Origin of the sequence: Haloarchaeobius ordinarius (assembly GCF_051801355.1) — an archaeon.
Lineage (GTDB): Archaea > Halobacteriota > Halobacteria > Halobacteriales > Natrialbaceae > Haloarchaeobius.
In genome coordinates, this window is sequence record NZ_CP196560.1 from 53,735 (window position 1) to 68,411 (window position 14,677).

16 protein-coding genes are annotated in these 14,677 nt (G+C 65.7%); 9 read left to right on the forward strand and 7 right to left on the reverse strand.

Annotated features, from left to right (window positions below):
* Positions 1 to 42 precede the first annotated feature (42 nt).
* Positions 43 to 687: a helix-turn-helix domain-containing protein gene (locus ACSC1R_RS00365; RefSeq protein WP_439027088.1), complete on the forward strand. Its 645-nt coding sequence runs from the start codon at positions 43 to 45 to the stop codon at positions 685 to 687.
* On the opposite strand, the gene ACSC1R_RS00370 is transcribed toward ACSC1R_RS00365, so the two are convergent.
* Together ACSC1R_RS00370 and ACSC1R_RS00375 are read right to left on the reverse strand one after the other, a co-directional pair.
* Positions 675 to 2,324 carry a GTPBP1 family GTP-binding protein gene (locus ACSC1R_RS00370; RefSeq protein WP_439027089.1) on the reverse strand — a complete coding sequence of 550 codons (1,650 nt, stop codon included), beginning with the start codon at positions 2,322 to 2,324 and terminating at the stop codon, positions 675 to 677. The two genes, ACSC1R_RS00365 and ACSC1R_RS00370, sit on opposite strands and share 13 nt — an antisense overlap.
* A 114-nt stretch (positions 2,325 to 2,438) precedes the next feature.
* Positions 2,439 to 3,017, reverse strand: coding sequence for a J domain-containing protein (locus ACSC1R_RS00375; protein ID WP_439027090.1), 579 nt, complete (start codon positions 3,015 to 3,017; stop codon positions 2,439 to 2,441).
* Between the two features lie 121 nt (positions 3,018 to 3,138).
* Here ACSC1R_RS00375 and ACSC1R_RS00380 point away from each other — a divergent pair, with 121 nt between their 5' ends.
* Positions 3,139 to 3,318: a hypothetical protein gene (locus tag ACSC1R_RS00380; RefSeq protein WP_439027091.1), complete on the forward strand. Its 180-nt coding sequence runs from the start codon at positions 3,139 to 3,141 to the stop codon at positions 3,316 to 3,318.
* A gap of 31 nt (positions 3,319 to 3,349) precedes the next feature.
* Here ACSC1R_RS00380 and pyrF read toward each other — a convergent pair whose 3' ends face one another.
* Positions 3,350 to 4,156: an orotidine-5'-phosphate decarboxylase gene (pyrF, locus tag ACSC1R_RS00385; RefSeq protein WP_439027092.1), complete on the reverse strand. Its 807-nt coding sequence runs from the start codon at positions 4,154 to 4,156 to the stop codon at positions 3,350 to 3,352.
* A gap of 122 nt (positions 4,157 to 4,278) precedes the next feature.
* On the opposite strand from pyrF, the gene ACSC1R_RS00390 reads away from it, so the two are divergent.
* From ACSC1R_RS00390 to ACSC1R_RS00400, 3 genes are read left to right on the forward strand one after another with little or no spacing between them, the layout of a single operon-like run.
* On the forward strand, positions 4,279 to 5,679 hold the full coding sequence (locus ACSC1R_RS00390; RefSeq protein ID WP_439027093.1) for a TIGR00341 family protein: 1,401 nt from the start codon (positions 4,279 to 4,281) through the stop codon (positions 5,677 to 5,679).
* The gene (locus ACSC1R_RS00395; protein WP_439027094.1) at positions 5,676 to 6,158 is read left to right on the forward strand and encodes a cation:proton antiporter regulatory subunit; all 483 of its coding nucleotides are present in this window, start codon (positions 5,676 to 5,678) and stop codon (positions 6,156 to 6,158) included. Before ACSC1R_RS00390 ends, ACSC1R_RS00395 begins: the two co-directional genes overlap by 4 nt.
* Positions 6,159 to 6,160: 2 nt before the next feature.
* Positions 6,161 to 7,363 carry a cation:proton antiporter gene (locus ACSC1R_RS00400; protein ID WP_439027095.1) on the forward strand — a complete coding sequence of 401 codons (1,203 nt, stop codon included), beginning with the start codon at positions 6,161 to 6,163 and terminating at the stop codon, positions 7,361 to 7,363.
* Position 7,364: 1 nt separating this feature from the next.
* On the opposite strand, the gene ACSC1R_RS00405 is transcribed toward ACSC1R_RS00400, so the two are convergent.
* From ACSC1R_RS00405 to ACSC1R_RS00415, 3 genes are all read right to left on the reverse strand, one after another.
* Positions 7,365 to 7,994: a hypothetical protein gene (locus ACSC1R_RS00405; protein ID WP_439027096.1), complete on the reverse strand. Its 630-nt coding sequence runs from the start codon at positions 7,992 to 7,994 to the stop codon at positions 7,365 to 7,367.
* 80 nt (positions 7,995 to 8,074) lie between these two features.
* On the reverse strand, positions 8,075 to 8,455 hold the full coding sequence (locus ACSC1R_RS00410) for a hypothetical protein (RefSeq protein ID WP_439027097.1): 381 nt from the start codon (positions 8,453 to 8,455) through the stop codon (positions 8,075 to 8,077).
* A gap of 1 nt (position 8,456) precedes the next feature.
* Entirely contained in the window at positions 8,457 to 8,906 is a 450-nt protein-coding gene (locus ACSC1R_RS00415) for a DUF2240 family protein (RefSeq protein ID WP_439027098.1), read from the reverse strand.
* 159 nt (positions 8,907 to 9,065) lie between these two features.
* Between ACSC1R_RS00415 and ACSC1R_RS00420 the strand changes: the two genes are divergently transcribed.
* Positions 9,066 to 9,443, forward strand: a complete 378-nt coding sequence (locus ACSC1R_RS00420) for a 30S ribosomal protein S8e (protein WP_439027099.1) — start codon at positions 9,066 to 9,068, stop codon at positions 9,441 to 9,443.
* 153 nt (positions 9,444 to 9,596) lie between these two features.
* Here ACSC1R_RS00420 and ACSC1R_RS00425 read toward each other — a convergent pair whose 3' ends face one another.
* Entirely contained in the window at positions 9,597 to 10,592 is a 996-nt protein-coding gene (locus ACSC1R_RS00425; protein WP_439027100.1) for a PhoU domain-containing protein, read from the reverse strand.
* A gap of 321 nt (positions 10,593 to 10,913) precedes the next feature.
* On the opposite strand from ACSC1R_RS00425, the gene ACSC1R_RS00430 reads away from it, so the two are divergent.
* From ACSC1R_RS00430 to pstA, 3 genes are all read left to right on the forward strand, one after another.
* Positions 10,914 to 11,930 (forward strand): PstS family phosphate ABC transporter substrate-binding protein, encoded by a 1,017-nt coding sequence (locus ACSC1R_RS00430; RefSeq protein ID WP_439027101.1) that lies wholly within the window; start codon positions 10,914 to 10,916, stop codon positions 11,928 to 11,930.
* Between the two features lie 85 nt (positions 11,931 to 12,015).
* Entirely contained in the window at positions 12,016 to 13,080 is a 1,065-nt protein-coding gene (gene pstC / locus ACSC1R_RS00435; RefSeq protein ID WP_439027102.1) for a phosphate ABC transporter permease subunit PstC, read from the forward strand.
* The gene (gene pstA / locus ACSC1R_RS00440; RefSeq protein ID WP_439027103.1) at positions 13,080 to 14,675 is read left to right on the forward strand and encodes a phosphate ABC transporter permease PstA; all 1,596 of its coding nucleotides are present in this window, start codon (positions 13,080 to 13,082) and stop codon (positions 14,673 to 14,675) included. The genes pstC and pstA overlap by 1 nt, the downstream gene beginning before the upstream one ends.
* Positions 14,676 to 14,677: the final 2 nt, after the last annotated feature.

Sequence of the window (14,677 nt, forward strand, 5' to 3'; positions counted from 1 at the left end):
TCCCGCTGTGGATTCAAGTACCGGGGACCCGGAGTCCGAGGTATGCGATTCGTGCGACTGGTGGTGCAGGTACCCGAGGGCGTCCACCCCGTGGTGGACTGCTGGACCCACTCGCCGCACGTCGACCGCGTGCAGGGCCTCCACTGGAACGTCCACGACGAGGGCGTCGCTATCATGGACTACGTCGAGGGCGAGGAATCGGTCGTCAGGGCGGTCCTCGCGGGGGCCGACGAGGTCGTCCAGTTCGACGTGACGCCCGCAGGCGACGGGTTCTACGTCCACGTCGTCGACCGGACGACGCCCGTCACGGCGCGGCTGTTCGACGCCTTCGCGAGCGGGAGTCTGCTCGTGGTCCCGCCCGTCGAGTACGGGGACGGCGAGGTCCGCGTCTCGGTGGTCGGCGCGAACGAGGACCTGCAACGTGCGGTCGCGGCGATTCCCGAGACCATGCCGACGACCATCGAAGCCGTGGGCGAATACGACCAGCATCCGGAGACGGCGCGCGACAGGCTCTCGGCCCGGCAGGACGACGCGCTGGCGGCCGCAGTCGCCGTGGGGTACTACGACGTCCCTCGAACGGGGACTATCGAAGACGTGGCCGCGGAGCTGGGAATCTCGCCGTCGACCGCCGCAGAACACGTCCAGAAGGCCGAGTCGAAGCTGATTCGCGGCGTTTACTCGCGGTAGACGTTCGTCACCGTCCCGACGCCCTTGGACTGTCCCTCCCGGAAGACGAATCGCTGGCCCTCCTCGACCATGTACGGCTTGAACTTGAACCGGACGCGGGTCCGGCCCTTGTCGCCGGGCAGGAGGCGACCGTCGTCGGGCGTGAAGATGGACGCCTCGCTGATGGTCTCCAGGTGGACGACCGGCTCGTAGCCGTCGCCGATACGGGTCGGGTGGTTGAGTACCATCACCTCGGCGTCGAACTCCCGGACCGTCGCGGGGTCGCTCTCGCGGGGAACCAGCGCCATCCCGCGCTCTATCTCGTTCTCGGCGACGCCTTTGAGCGCGATACCGACGATACGGCCCGCTTTGGCCTCGTCGACGCGGTGGTAGTGCATCTCGATGGACCGGGCCTCGACCTCGCGCCAGGAGCCGTCGGGCATCGGGCCGAGCAGGAGTTCGTCGCCCGCCTCGACCTCGCCGGACATGATGGTCCCGGAGGCGACCGCGCCGACACCGGTGACCGAGTAGGTCCGGTCGATGTACATCCGGAAGTCACCCTCGACGCCGGCGGTCTTCGGGAGGCGCTCGAACAACTCGTCCAGCGTGTCGAGGCCCTCCATCGTGACCGAACTGGTCGTGAGGATGGGGACGACGGTGTCGCTTATCTCCTCGACGGCGGCGTCGACCCCGTGGCGGTCGACCCGCAGGGGGGTCTTGCCCACGTCGCGGAGCAGACGCTCGACCTCGCGTTCGACCGCCTCCAGGCGCTCTTCGTCCACGATGTCTTTCTTCGTGAGGACGACGATGGTCGGGAGGTCGGTCGCCAGCAGGACACCGAGGTGTTCCCGGGTGGTCTTCGTCGGGCCGTCGTCGGCCGCGACCGTCAACAGCCCGTAGTCGAGTTTCTGGCCGACGAGGCCTCGAATCGTGGTGCGGAGCCACGGCTCGTGGCCGACCGTGTCGACGAACGAGACGAGGCGGTCGGACTCGGTGACGATGCGCGCCCGGTCCTGCTTTCGGTGCGGGTTGTTCATGTGGACCGGCCCGTCGTCGTTGAAGCCGTAGACGGCGTAAGAGAGGTCCGCCGAGAGGCCGCGTTCGACCTCGTGCGGTTTCACGTCGAGGTAGCCGCGGGTCGCCCCGTCGCCGTCGTCCGGTTGCCCGGTGACGAGTGACCCGACGAGTGTCGACTTCCCGTGGTCGACGTGGCCGGCGGTCCCGACGACGATGTGTTCGTCGTCGGTCTCCAGCACGCCACCTTCGCGAATCTCGGCGACACCGACGATTCCCTTCGTCGCTTCGGGGGTCGTTCCGTCGCCTGTGCCGCGGTGGACGCCCGTATCCGTGACGCCCCACGTCTGGACGTTCTCGATGTGAGCACCGGCCTCTTCGGCGAGCAGGCTCAGCACGTCCATCGTCTCCGAGAACACGTCCGGTTCGATACCGGCGAGGCCGCCGTCGTCCGTGACACCGACTACGTACATCGCTTCGCCATCACCCGAGAGGACCCGGTGGCGCAGTTGCGCCGCCAGGCTCTCCCGGCGTCCTTCGGCGAGGTGTACGTCCTTCGAGAGTCGCTCCTTGAACTCGACGTTGCCGCCCTCTTGCTCACCGCGTTCGAGGGCTCGCTCCAACACGGCCCGGTCAGGGCTCATACCTCCGGGTTAGGAGACAGGTGGCAAAAGACTTCTCGTCTTATGACAATTGTTATCACAATACGTTCTGGGGAATCGAGCGGGGTTCAGACGGGGTCAGACGGGCCAGCACGGTCACCAGTCGTCTTTGAGCCGTTCGTACGCCGCGTTCACCTGTTTGAACGTCTCCTCGTCCCCGTCCGGCGTGTCCGGGTGGACCTCCTTGACCTTCTCGCGGTAGGCCGCTCGAATCGTCTCCTCGTCGGCCTCGCCTCGCAGACCGAGCCGTGAGAGTGCCTCTTTGCGTGTCGGCCCGTCGCCTGCGCGACGTGGTGCACGGCGCTGCCTGCGCTCCCGGCGTCGACCGCTGTCAGAGACGCGACCGGCCCGCCGGAACCGCTCGCGGCGGCGACGTTCCTCGGCCGCTCGGCGGGCCTCCCGGGCGAACCTGCTGCGACCGCCGCGAGCACCTTCGCGAGCCTTCTGCTCGGCGGTACGTCGACGTTCCTGATAGGCGTCGGCGTGTGTCGCGGCGGCGACACGCTCCTGGAGCTTCCCACTCGCCTGGAACCACATGAAGTAAGTCGTGGCGGCGAACGGGAGGGCGATACCGAGGACGAAGAACTCACGGGTGACTATCGCGACGACCGCGAGCACCGTCGTCAGGCCGGCGAAGACGGCAGCCAGCCCGAACAGGAGGGGCGAGTCTCGCACGACTGACGATACGTGCCACGCTACCCTAAACGACTCGGTGAGTATCGTGGGGTCGCCGGGCCGTGCGGGGTCTGGCGGCGCAGGGCCGGCACTCAAGTCTCCTGACGTGTTACCATGCAGCATGAGCGTCGCAGGGCTCTGCCAGATATGTGAGGAGGCCCGCGCCCGCCAGCACTGCAACCGCTGTGGGGCGATGGTCTGCCAGAACCACTTCGACCGCGAACACGGGATGTGCCTGGACTGTACGAGACGGGCGGACCCGGGCGGAACTACGGGCGAGACCGACACCTACCAGTTCTGACCCGGCTCTCTCCCGGTTGCCGGGGACGGGGTCAGTCCCGGTACCGGTTCAGCCGCGTCTTGAGTCGCTTCGCCGCCTGCCCGGCCGCCTGGAAGAACTCCGTCTCGCCGCGTGCGTTCTCACCGGCGAAGATGATGCCACGCGAGGAGTTAACGAGGCCGACTCCGTCCGCCAGCCCGAACTCCACGGCAGCCTCGGCGTCGCCACCCTGTGCGCCGACACCCGGCACGAGGAACGGGATGTCCGGCACCTGCTCGCGCAGCGCTTCGAGTTCGTCCGGCGTGGTCGCGCCGACGACCAGTCCGACGTTCCCGTGTTCGTTCCACAGGTCCGCGAGCGAAGCGACTCGCTCGTAGAGCGGTTCACCGGACGCGAGTTCGAGGTCCTGCAGGTCCGCCCCGCCCGGGTTCGAGGTGCGACAGAGGATGAAGACGCCCTTGTCGGCCCGCGAGAGGAAGGGGGCGAGCGAGTCCCGACCCATGTACGGGTTCACGGTGATGGCGTCGGCGTAGTCCAGCAACTCGGCGTACTGTCGGGTCGTGTTCCCGATGTCGGCTCGCTTGGCGTCGAGGAGGACGGGTACGTCCTTTCCGTGGGCGTAGGCGATGGTCTCGCGCAGGGCCGCCCAGCCGTCGTCGTCCTCGTAGAACGCCGCGTTCGGCTTGTAACAGGCCGCGTGTTCGTGTGTCGCGTCGATGATGCGGCGGTTGAACGCCCACCGGGGCAGGTCGTGGTCCGCGAGGAACTCGGGGAGTCGATCCGGGTCGGGGTCGAGCCCGACCGAGACGACGGTGTCCTTGTCCCGAATCCGCTCGCCCAAACGCTCGAAGAAGCTCATTTGATTGGCGTGGGGGTGGGTCGAATAACAAGGTTGCTATCGTGAGTCGATAGCCCGCACAGCACGAGGAGGTATCAGAGCCTCGAATATCGGCTTAACCAGCCAAGGAGCGTATCCACTGCATGCGACTCGTTCAGGCGCTCATCCCGGAAGGAAAGCGAGACAGCGTGCTCGCAGTCCTCGAGCGGGAGGGTATCGACTACGCCCTGTTCGAGGAGACCGGGCGCGGGGACTTCGAGGCGATGGTCCAGTTCCCCGTCCCGACCAACGGTCTGGAACCCGTCCTGAAGAAGCTCCGAATCGCGGGTGTCAGGGAGAACTCCTACACCATCGTCCTCCCGGTCGAACTCGTCATCTCACGGCGGTTCAAAGCACTCACCGAGAAGTACTCCAGCCTCCGGGTCTCCCGCGAGGAACTCAGCGCCCGGGCATACGACCTCGCACCAATCGACGAGACGTTCTTCCCGATGCTCTTTTTGAGCACGCTCATCGCCACGACGGGGTTGCTCCAGAACTCCGCGGCGACCATCATCGGCGCGATGGTGGTCGCCCCGCTGATGGGACCAGCTATCGCGGCCAGCGTGGGCGCCGTTCTCGAAGACAGAGAGCTCGCGAGCCGCGGGCTATACTTGCAGGTGACGGGGCTGGTGGGGGCCATCGCCCTCGGGTTCCTTGTCGGAATCATCGTGAAACAGACGGTCCTCGTCGAGCCAGACCTCGCAATCAGGGACGTCCCGCAGATTATGGAACGGGTGCGACCCGGTATCCTGTCGCTGGTGCTCGCCCTCGGCTCCGGAGCAGCCGGGGCCATCAGTATCATGCGGGGGTCCGGTTCGACGCTCGTGGGTGTCGCCATCGCGGTGGCGCTCGTCCCCCCGGCGGCGACCGCCGGTATCGCACTCTCCTACGGCGAGCTGCTGCTGGCAGTTGGCGGGACGACGCTCGTCGTCGTCAACCTGCTCGCCATCAACCTCTCGGCGCTCATCCTCTTCTGGCTCGCGGGCTACCGGCCGGAGCGGCGGCTGGAGGCCGAGCGGGCGCGAGCCGCCGTCAGGATGCGCACCGCGAAACTCGTCGTGGCCATCGCCGTCCTCACCGTGCTCCTCGGGACGGTCTCCGTCACGACCCACGAGGTGCAATCGCTGGAGAAGTCGATGATAGCGGACCTCGAAGAGACGTTCGACGCCGGCGAGTACGGTCGGATGGCCTACCTCGATTCCGACATCGAGTACCTGCCCATCGACCACCTCCTCGGGAAACCCGTCAGAGCGCGTCTGATACTCGGCTATCACGTCGACACCACGCCACCACCGGGCCTCGCACACGAACTCGCCGAGCGCCTCGAAGCGAAGTACGGCCGGGAGTTCCGCCTCGAGGTCGTCTACGTCCCCGGCGAGCGGTCCTGGGTCCCGCGTGAAGGGCCAACCTCGTCGGCAGGAGCCTCGCAGTCACCTGGCAGTTCGAGCCCGCTCCCATCACGTGACGACCTTTATATTCCAGCCGACCGCCATCTTCGAGTATGACAGTGTACGAGACGGACGTCCCCGGCGTCGGCCGGAAGTTCGAGGTCGAACTCGACGACGGCGGACGACTGGTCGTCCTCCTCCATCACGACGGCAGGCGCGAGGTGTTCCACCGGTCGGAGCCAGAGGCGGACAGTACCCGCATCGCCAGCCTCTCCGGTGAGCAGGCCCGCCAGCTGGGGGCTATTCTGGGCGGAGCGTACTTCCAGCCGGTCGAACTCCCGCAGCCGGAGGTCCCCCTCGGGGATGCCATCATCGAATGGGTGACCATCGACGAGGACTCCACGCTGTCCGGGCAGACCCTCGAAGGGTGTGGCGTGCGGGCTGCGACAGGTGTCTCCGTCATCGCAGTCCAGCGGGACGACGAGACCATCGCGAACCCGAACCCGGACTTCGAGTTACGGGCAGGCGACATCCTCGTCGCCCTCGGGACCCGCGAGGAGCAACAGGCCTTCCGTTCGTTCGTCCACAACGACTGACGATGGCCGGCTTACTCCTGGAAGCAGGTATCACGCTTACCGTCCTCGCCGTCGGTGGCGTCCTCGCCAGACAGCTCCGGCTCTCGGTCATCCCGGCGTACATCGTGGTCGGACTGCTCATCGGCCCCCACGCACCCATCGCCGACGGCATCTCCCTCACACTCATCGAGGACGAGGCGTTCGTCGACCTCCTGGCAGAGCTCGGTATCGTTCTCCTGCTCTTTTTCATCGGGATGGAGTTCAGCGTCGACCAGCTCCTGGCCAGACGGGAGAAACTCTCGCTCATCGGCGGTATCGACCTGGTGATCAACGCCGGGGTCGGCGTGCTGCTGGGGGTCGCCTTCGGGTTCTCGCCACTCGAAACGGCGTTCCTGGTCGGCATCGTCTACATCTCCTCGTCGGCCATCATCACCAAGACGCTCATCGACCTCGGCTGGGTCGCCGACCCCGAGAGCGAGGTCGTCCTTGGGACACTGGTCGTCGAGGACATCGTCATCGCGGTGTACCTCGCACTGCTCTCGGCGGTCGCCGTCGGGAACGGTGGCTTCGCGGCAGTCCAGTCGGTCGGTGTCGCGCTCGCCGTGCTCACCGCACTGGTCGTCTTCGCCCAGTTCGGCACCCCGTTCATCCAGCGCGCGCTCGCCATCGACTCCGACGAACTGCTGTTGCTCGGCCTGCTCGGCGTGACCACGGTCGTTGCGGCGATGGCGCTCGACCTCGGCGTCAGCGAGGCCGTCGCGGCCTTCTTCGTCGGCACGGCCGTCAGCGAGACCGACGCGGTCCACCGGGTCGAACGCGTGATGGCCCCCGCAAGGGACCTGTTCGCGGCCGCGTTCTTCTTCGCCATCGGTCTGCAGACGGACGTGAGCCAGTTACAGGGGACCGCACTCGTGCTCCTCGTCGTCGCCGTCGTCGTCACCACCGCGAGCAAGCTCGTCAGCGGGTACTGGAGCGGGAAGCGCTACGGACTGAGCGAGCGCCGGTCACTGCGCGTCGCGGTCGGGCTGGTCGCTCGTGGGGAGTTCTCGCTGGTGCTCGCCGCGCTGGCGACCTCGGTCGGGACCGGCGCGCTGGCGGACGTGATTCCGGCGTTCGCGGTCGGCTACGTGCTCGTGATGAGTGTGCTCGGGACGGGCCTCATGCGGGCCTCCCCGCTGCTGGAGAAGTACGTCCTCAGCGAGTCAACGAGCGGGACGGGCGCCTGAGTCACCCGTAGCGAACCACGATGTCGTGGGCGATGAACTGGTACCTGAAATCTGGATTTGCCTGACACCCCTCACGTGGCACGAGTCCGAGTCGAATCGCCGTCTTGCCGTCCGGTTCGAAGGTTCGTTCGAGGGGAGCCTCCACGGTCACCTCCGACACGTCGAACGCGGCCTCGTCGCCGAAACCGTCCTCAACCCCCGGTCGGGACGTCGCTCGATAGCTGACGTCACCGTCGACGGCGACCTCGAAGAAGGGGAGATGGTCCCACTCTTCGGTGCTGACCCAGTACGTAAACGCGACCGAAAGCGTCTCGATGTCGCCGAGGTCACTCGTGACCGTCGCCCCCGAACAGCCGGGGCAGATGAACTTGACTTCGTCAGCACCGAGGGCTATTTCTGCGTCGCCCTCGGTCGAGGGCCGCCACGAGATGTTCCTGCCTTCGACCTCGTGGACGACCTGGGTGTCCGTTGGTCTGTGCCGGGTCGTCGCCGTCTCGGTCTTGGCGCTTGTGTTCGGCTGCCTCGTGTCAGTGACCGTCTCCTCCTCACTTGCGTCCTGCAATCGAAGACAGCCTGCGACCGAACTCGCCGCGAGCCCAGCAGTCGACAGGAGCCGTCGTCTAGTCGTCATCGAGTGGAAACAGTCGAATGCCCTGCAAATAGGTTCTGGCCCGCAAGGCGAGGCAGTGTAACGCTGTCCAGCGTCGGGCTCTACTCGCCCGCCCGACTCGCCGCGTCGACCACGTCGGTCGCACGTTTGACCTCGGCGCCGTCCTCGACGAACACGAGCGTCTTCGGCGGCTCCGTCGCCTTCGGTCGGACCCGCAGCCCCACCTCCTTCGCCTCTTCGACCGCCGCGTCGAGCCCCGCCGACAGCTCGATGCGGACACGGTCGGGCTGGACGAACACGACCGCGAATGGCTCGCCGTCGCGGGTCACGTCGTAGGCGCGCGCCCCGTCGTCGGTCGGTGCCACGTCGCGGTCGGCGTTCTCGACCGCGAACCGGGCGAACTCGCCGTCCTCGCGACCGTCGAGTTCGGAGGAGAGGAGTTGTGCGAGACGGACGCCGTCGGTAGTCCGGTCCTCGACCATCTCAGGCCTCCACGAGTTCCTGTCGCGCCTTCGCGCGGGCCTCGGAGACGTCGACGTCCTGCGTCCGGGCGTACACCAGCGCGGCCGCGGCGATGGTCACGTCGAGTTCCTGCTGGAGCTGGTTGATTGCCCCGACCGCCTCGTGTTTCTCCTGCCCCGACGCGACGAGGTCGTCCAGCACCTGTTCGAACGCCGAACGCTCCGTGAGCACGTCGTCGCCCGGTACGAAGTCCTCTGGAACCTCGACCTCGCTCGGGTCGAACGTACACCGCAGGTCCGTCCCTTCCTGTTCGAGCAACCCCTCTCCCGTCGCCACGTCCACCAGTCGCTTGGCCTGGTCCGGCGAGAACCAGTCGCGGTCGAGCGAGAGCGCGACGACGAACTCGTTCTGCTCGAGCTCTCGCTTCCCGCGCTGGCGAAACGGCGCGGCGACGGCCACACGTAGACTCATATTCACGTCGGTCGGCCGACGCGGGCCTAAAGACTACGATGTGTTCGCCCTCGATGTCACCCTCTCACACGGCTCGAGGGCCGGGCACACGCGGGACAGACCGGCCAGCCCCCGGTTCAAGTCGAGCGATTCAAGTAGCTGCTGGAACTGCTTCCGGGTATGCAAGACCAGGGACGCTCTACGCGCAAGCGTACCGGCGGACGCCTCCGCCCGATTCGTAACCGAAAGAAGCACCAGCTCGGCCGTCTCCCGACGGAGACCCAGGTCGGCGAGAAGCGTTTCCGCGTCATCGACACGCGCGGTAACACGACGAAGACTCGCGCGCTCGCGACCGACGTCGCAAACGTGAACAAGGGCGGCGAGACGGTCCACGCCACCATCGAGGACGTCGTCGAGAACGACGCCAACCCGAACTACGTGCGCCGGAACATCATCACGAAGGGCGCCGTCATCGAAACCGACGCCGGCACGGCCCGCGTCACCTCCCGCCCCGGCCAGAACGGGCAGGTCAACGCGGTCATCGTCGACGACGAGTAATCACCTTCTCATCTCAGTTCTCGCGAAACCGGGAGCGACCGCTGTGTCGTGTTCGTGTGCCGGGTAGCCGCGTGAGTCCGCACGGTCCACGCGACGTGTACAGAAACGAGCGTGCAGAGAGAGGAACAGTCGAACCCGTCGACGGGAGCGTGACTACGGACTCGGTGCCGCCTTCTGGAGCGCCGTCTCGGCGATGTTCCCCGCGTAGTCGGCGCTCCGGGAGAGCGAGTCGACGACCAGTCCGAGCGACTGGGCGGCCTGTGGCTCTCGCTCGCGCAGGAGTTCGTCGATAGAACGGGTGTGTTCGTCGATGTTGCGCACGGACTCCCGGGCCGAATTCGCGAGTCTGGTCGCTTCGTCCGGGTCGTCGGCGAACAGCGCGTCCATCGCCTTCTCCAGGACGTCGGCCGAGTCGTCGTGGAGTTCCTGGAGCGCATCGGCCACGTCCTCGTCTATCTCGTCGAGTTCGACGGCGATGTTGGCGATCTTCGCCGCGTGGTCGCCGATGCGTTCGAGTTGGCGCGCGCTGGAGTGATAGTCGAAACAGACCTCACGCGGGACGCCCAGCTCTTCGGCGGCACGGGGCGAGCGCAAGGTGGCACGGAAGATGCGCGAGACGACGTACCAGAGGCGGTCCACGTCGTCGTCGCGTTCGCGCACGTCACGAGCCATGTCCTCGTCGTTTTCGAGGAGTGCTGTGAGGGCGTCGTTGAGCATCGACTGCGCGATGAGACGCATCCGGGTGACGGCGTTGTGGATGCTGAGTTCGGAGGAGTCGAGCAGGTCCTGGATGACGACGCTGTCGCTCGTCTCCTCTAGGACCTCGACGCCGACCAGGCTCTGCGTGGCCGACCGGATAGCCCGGCGCTGGTCGGTCGTGATGCGGTTGGCCTCCAGCGCGATGATGTCGAAGCCGGAGACGTACATCGTCATGACCGCGCGTGTGAGGCGCTGGCCATCGAGGTCCGAGACGTCGAGGGTCCCTTCTGTCCGCTGGGTCTCGCTCTTCGGTGTGAGTAACAGCGAATCTTCCTCGGGATAGAACTCGACGGTCGTCCCCGCAGAGACTCCGTTGTCGGTCGCCCACGTCTTCGGAAGCGAGACGGTGTAGGTCGACCCACCAGTCACTTGCACCTTGCGCGTTTCCATAACGAGTGATGTGGTCAGGGAGAAAATAAATGTACTTGTTTCTATATAGCCAGCTAGTCAGTAAGAAGAAAGGAAGCACCATCCGGGGGAGGTGTACAGGACGTGGCTGTCGTCGGGGAAAAATAGGCTGAACGAGACCCCCATCAAATTTCTTCGAACAATTCGAGACAATAAATAATATCTTGGCCGCCGAGCGGCCTTTGGAGCAGTACAGAAGCCCCGACAGACGGTAGCACGGATCGGGGAGATTCCATTGCGATATTTACGAATATATAGCTATCATAGCGAGGTATTTATTCATATCACCGTGACGTTGACTCGATGACGAAAGAACGCGACACACGGTTCGAGAACGTCTCGAGACGGAAGTTCGTGACAGCAGCCGGTGCAGTGGGTCTCGCCGGTCTCGCAGGATGTGCAAAGCGTGGTACCTCCGGCGGCGACGGCACCGACGACGGCGGAAACTCCGGCGGCGACTCCCTCTCCGGCAACATCGACATCTACGGGAGCTCGACCGTCTTCCCGCTCGCCACGGCGGTGAAGGAGGGCTTCGAGGAGGAGCACCCCGACGTGAAGATCTCTATCAGTTCGACCGGCTCCGGTGGCGGCTTCTCCAACTACTTCTGCAAGGGCGACTCCGACTTCAACAACGCGTCCCGCCCCATCAAGGACTCCGAGAAGCAGACGTGTTCCGACAACGGCGTGGACTGGATCGAACTCCAGGTCGCCATCGACGCGCTCACCGTCGTCGTGAACAAGGAGGCCGACTGGGTCGACTGCATCACGATCGACGAACTCAAGCAGATCTGGGAGCCCGACGGTGCCCAGAAGTGGAGCGACATCCGCTCGGAGTGGCCCGACAAGGAGTTCGAACTGTACGGTCCGACCTCCGCGTCCGGCACCTTCGACTACTTCACCGAGGCCGTCATCGGTGAGGAGGACAGCCACCGCCAGGACTACTCCGCGACCGAGCAGGACCGCCAGATCATCACTGGCGTCAAGGGTTCCTCCGGTGCGATGGGCTACCTCGGCTTCGCGTACTACAGCGAGAACAAAGACGAGATCAAGGCGCTCGCCATCGACGACGGCGACGGAAACTGCGTCAAGCCCTCGCTCGAGAACGCGAAAGCCGGCAAGTACACGCCGCTCTCGCGTCCGCTGTTCACGTACCCGCGCGTCCAGTCGCTCGAGGAGAAAGAGCAGGTCCGCGCGTTCGCGGAGTACTTCGTCGAGCAGTCCGGCAAGCGCGAACTCGTCGCCGACAAGGTCGGCTACGTCCCTAACGACGAGGAGACGCTGCAGGCGCAGATGGACAAGCTCTCCGAGTACCTCGAATAACCGCCGACGAGCACACGCGGTTGACGAACCAGAGTAGAAGCGCTTTTCGGCGCGTCTAATTACCTATCTATAGAGACCGACTTCCATGAGCACGGACAGGGTGACACAGGACATCACAGAGACAGCCAGCGACACGCCAGAGGAGAAGGTGATGAACGCCTTCTTTTTCGCGTGTGCGTTGCTCTCCGTGATAACGACCGTAAGTATCGTTCTCCTGCTGGCGTCGGAGACGGTGAAGTTCTTCGACCTGACGGCAGGACTCGTCGGATACGAGGGAGATGCCATCGGCATCGCCGACTTCTTCCTCGGAACCAACTGGGCAGCAGGATTCAAACCGTACGCGTTCGGCGTGGTCCCGCTGGTGTTCAACACGCTCGTCATCACCATCGGGGCGGCCGTCGTCGCGATGCCGCTCGGACTCGCGACCGCCATCTACCTGAGCGAGTACGCGAGCAAGCGAAAGCGGGCCGTACTGAAACCAGCACTCGAGATACTGGCGGGGATTCCCACCGTCGTCTACGGGTTCTTCGCGCTCGTGTACGTCACGCCGTTCCTCGACGGGCTGTTCAGGTTCCTGAACAACGACGTGCCGGGGCTCTCGGGGACCGTGTTCAACTTCCCCGAACTCGGGACGTTCAACGCCCTGTCCGCGAGCATCATCGTCGGCATCATGATCATCCCGATGGTCTCCTCTATCAGTGAGGACGCGATGAGTGCGGTGCCGGCTGACCTCCGACGTGCGGGGTACGGGATGGGCGCGACGAAGTTCGACGTCTCCGTCGGCATCGTCGTCCCTGCGGCCGTCTCCGGCATCGCCTCCTCGTTCATCCTCGCGCTCTCGCGCGCCATCGGCGAGACGATGATCGTCGCCATCGCCGCGGGGTCGACCCCGACGATGCCGGCGTTCGGCCAGCTCTCGGTGCTCGGGACCCAGATTCCGTACCCGAACCTCGGGACGCTCGCCGTCTACTTCGAGCCGGTGATGCCGATGACTTCGGCGATGGTCAACATCGCGACCGGTGACATGCCGACGAGCGGGGTCGCCTACCACAGCCTGTTCGCGGTCGGGTTCACCCTGTTCGCGATGACGCTCGTCATGAACGTCATCAGTGACTTCATCGCCAGCCGCTACCGGGAGGAGTACGAATAATGGCGACGGAACGAAAACATATCGAGAGTTTCGGCGAGGTCAGTCGCACCGTCGGGACCGTCTTCCGGTACCTGTTGCTGGCCGCGACGCTCACCGGCATCGTCGCCCTGGGCGCGTTGCTGCTGTACGTCGGCGTCCAGGCAATCCAGCCGTTCACCGCCGACCCGGCGTGGTACGCGTTCGTCACGGCCACGTTCGTCGTGCCGACACTCGGCTCTGCAGCCTGGGTCTGGTACAAGCACAACGACGCGGTCGGGACCGCCCTCGCCGCCGTTGGCATCCCGTTCGGCGGCCTGTTCCTCGGTGCAGCCATCGTCATGCTGTTCCTCGACGTGTTCGCGCCGGAGACCTGGCTCGGCTACTGGGCCGCGCTGGCGCTGGCCGGTGGCGCGCTCGCGCTCTATCGCCGCCAGCGCCGTGCCGGTTTCCTCGAAGAGACCGTCGTCGGACTCGTCGCGTTCGCCGTGTTTGTCGTGATTATGCCGCGGGTCATCGCAGCGATTCCGTTCTACCTCCTGCCGTGGTCCATCATGTGGGTCACGTTCACGCTGCCGATGGCCGCCGGCGTCGCGTGGTTCGTCGGCGGGGAACTCGACGACCAGCGCACCGGGCGACTCACCGGCGGCGCGGCTACGCTCGTCGGCCTGCTGGCCGCGTTCGTCGGCCCGTACCTGTGGTTCTTCCCGATGCCGAGCGTCGTCCTCGCGACGTTCGTCGTCATCCCGGCTGCGGCGTACGCGTTCGTCGTCATCCAGGACCGGCCGACCCAGGTTCCGGGACTCGTCTTCGCCGCGGCGTTCATCGGTGGCGTGCTCGCCATCCGGTACCTCGCGCCCGTGCTCGGCCTCGCCGGGCCGGAGTCCTGGGTCGACTGGCAGTTCCTCACCAGCAACCACTCGAACACGGCCGTCGACGCCGGCCTCTACCCGGCCATCATCGGCTCCGTGTTGCTGATGCTGGTCGTCACGCTGCTGTCGTTCCCCGTCGGCGTCGGTGCCGCGGTCTACCTCGAAGAGTACGCCCCGAACAACCGCCTGACCCATCTCATCCAGGTGAACATCTCGAATCTGGCGGGCGTTCCCTCGGTCGTCTACGGCCTGCTGGGCTACGGCGTGTTCATCAACACGCTCGCCCTGCCCGTTGGGTCCGTCCTCGTCGGGGGGATGACGCTCGCGCTCCTCATCCTTCCCATCGTCATCATCTCCGCACAGGAAGCCATCCGGTCGGTCCCCGACTCCACGCGCCAGGCCTCGTTCGGCCTCGGCGGGACGAAGTGGCAGACCGTCCGGCGGGTTGTCCTCCCGCGGGCGATGCCCGGTATCTTCACCGGGACCATCCTCGCCCTCGGTCGCGCCATCGGCGAGACCGCACCCCTCATCTTCATCGGGTATTCGATGGTCGCCCCCGTGCCGGGCGGGTTCACCTCCAAGGGGAGCGCCATGCCCATGCAGCTGTACTCGTGGGCGACCCAGTTCGCCAGCGAGGAGTTCTACACGACCGCACTCGCCGCGGGTGTCGTCGTGTCGCTCGTGGTGCTGCTCACCATGAACGGTATCGCCATCGTACTGCGCAACAGGTATCAGCGAGAAACGTGACC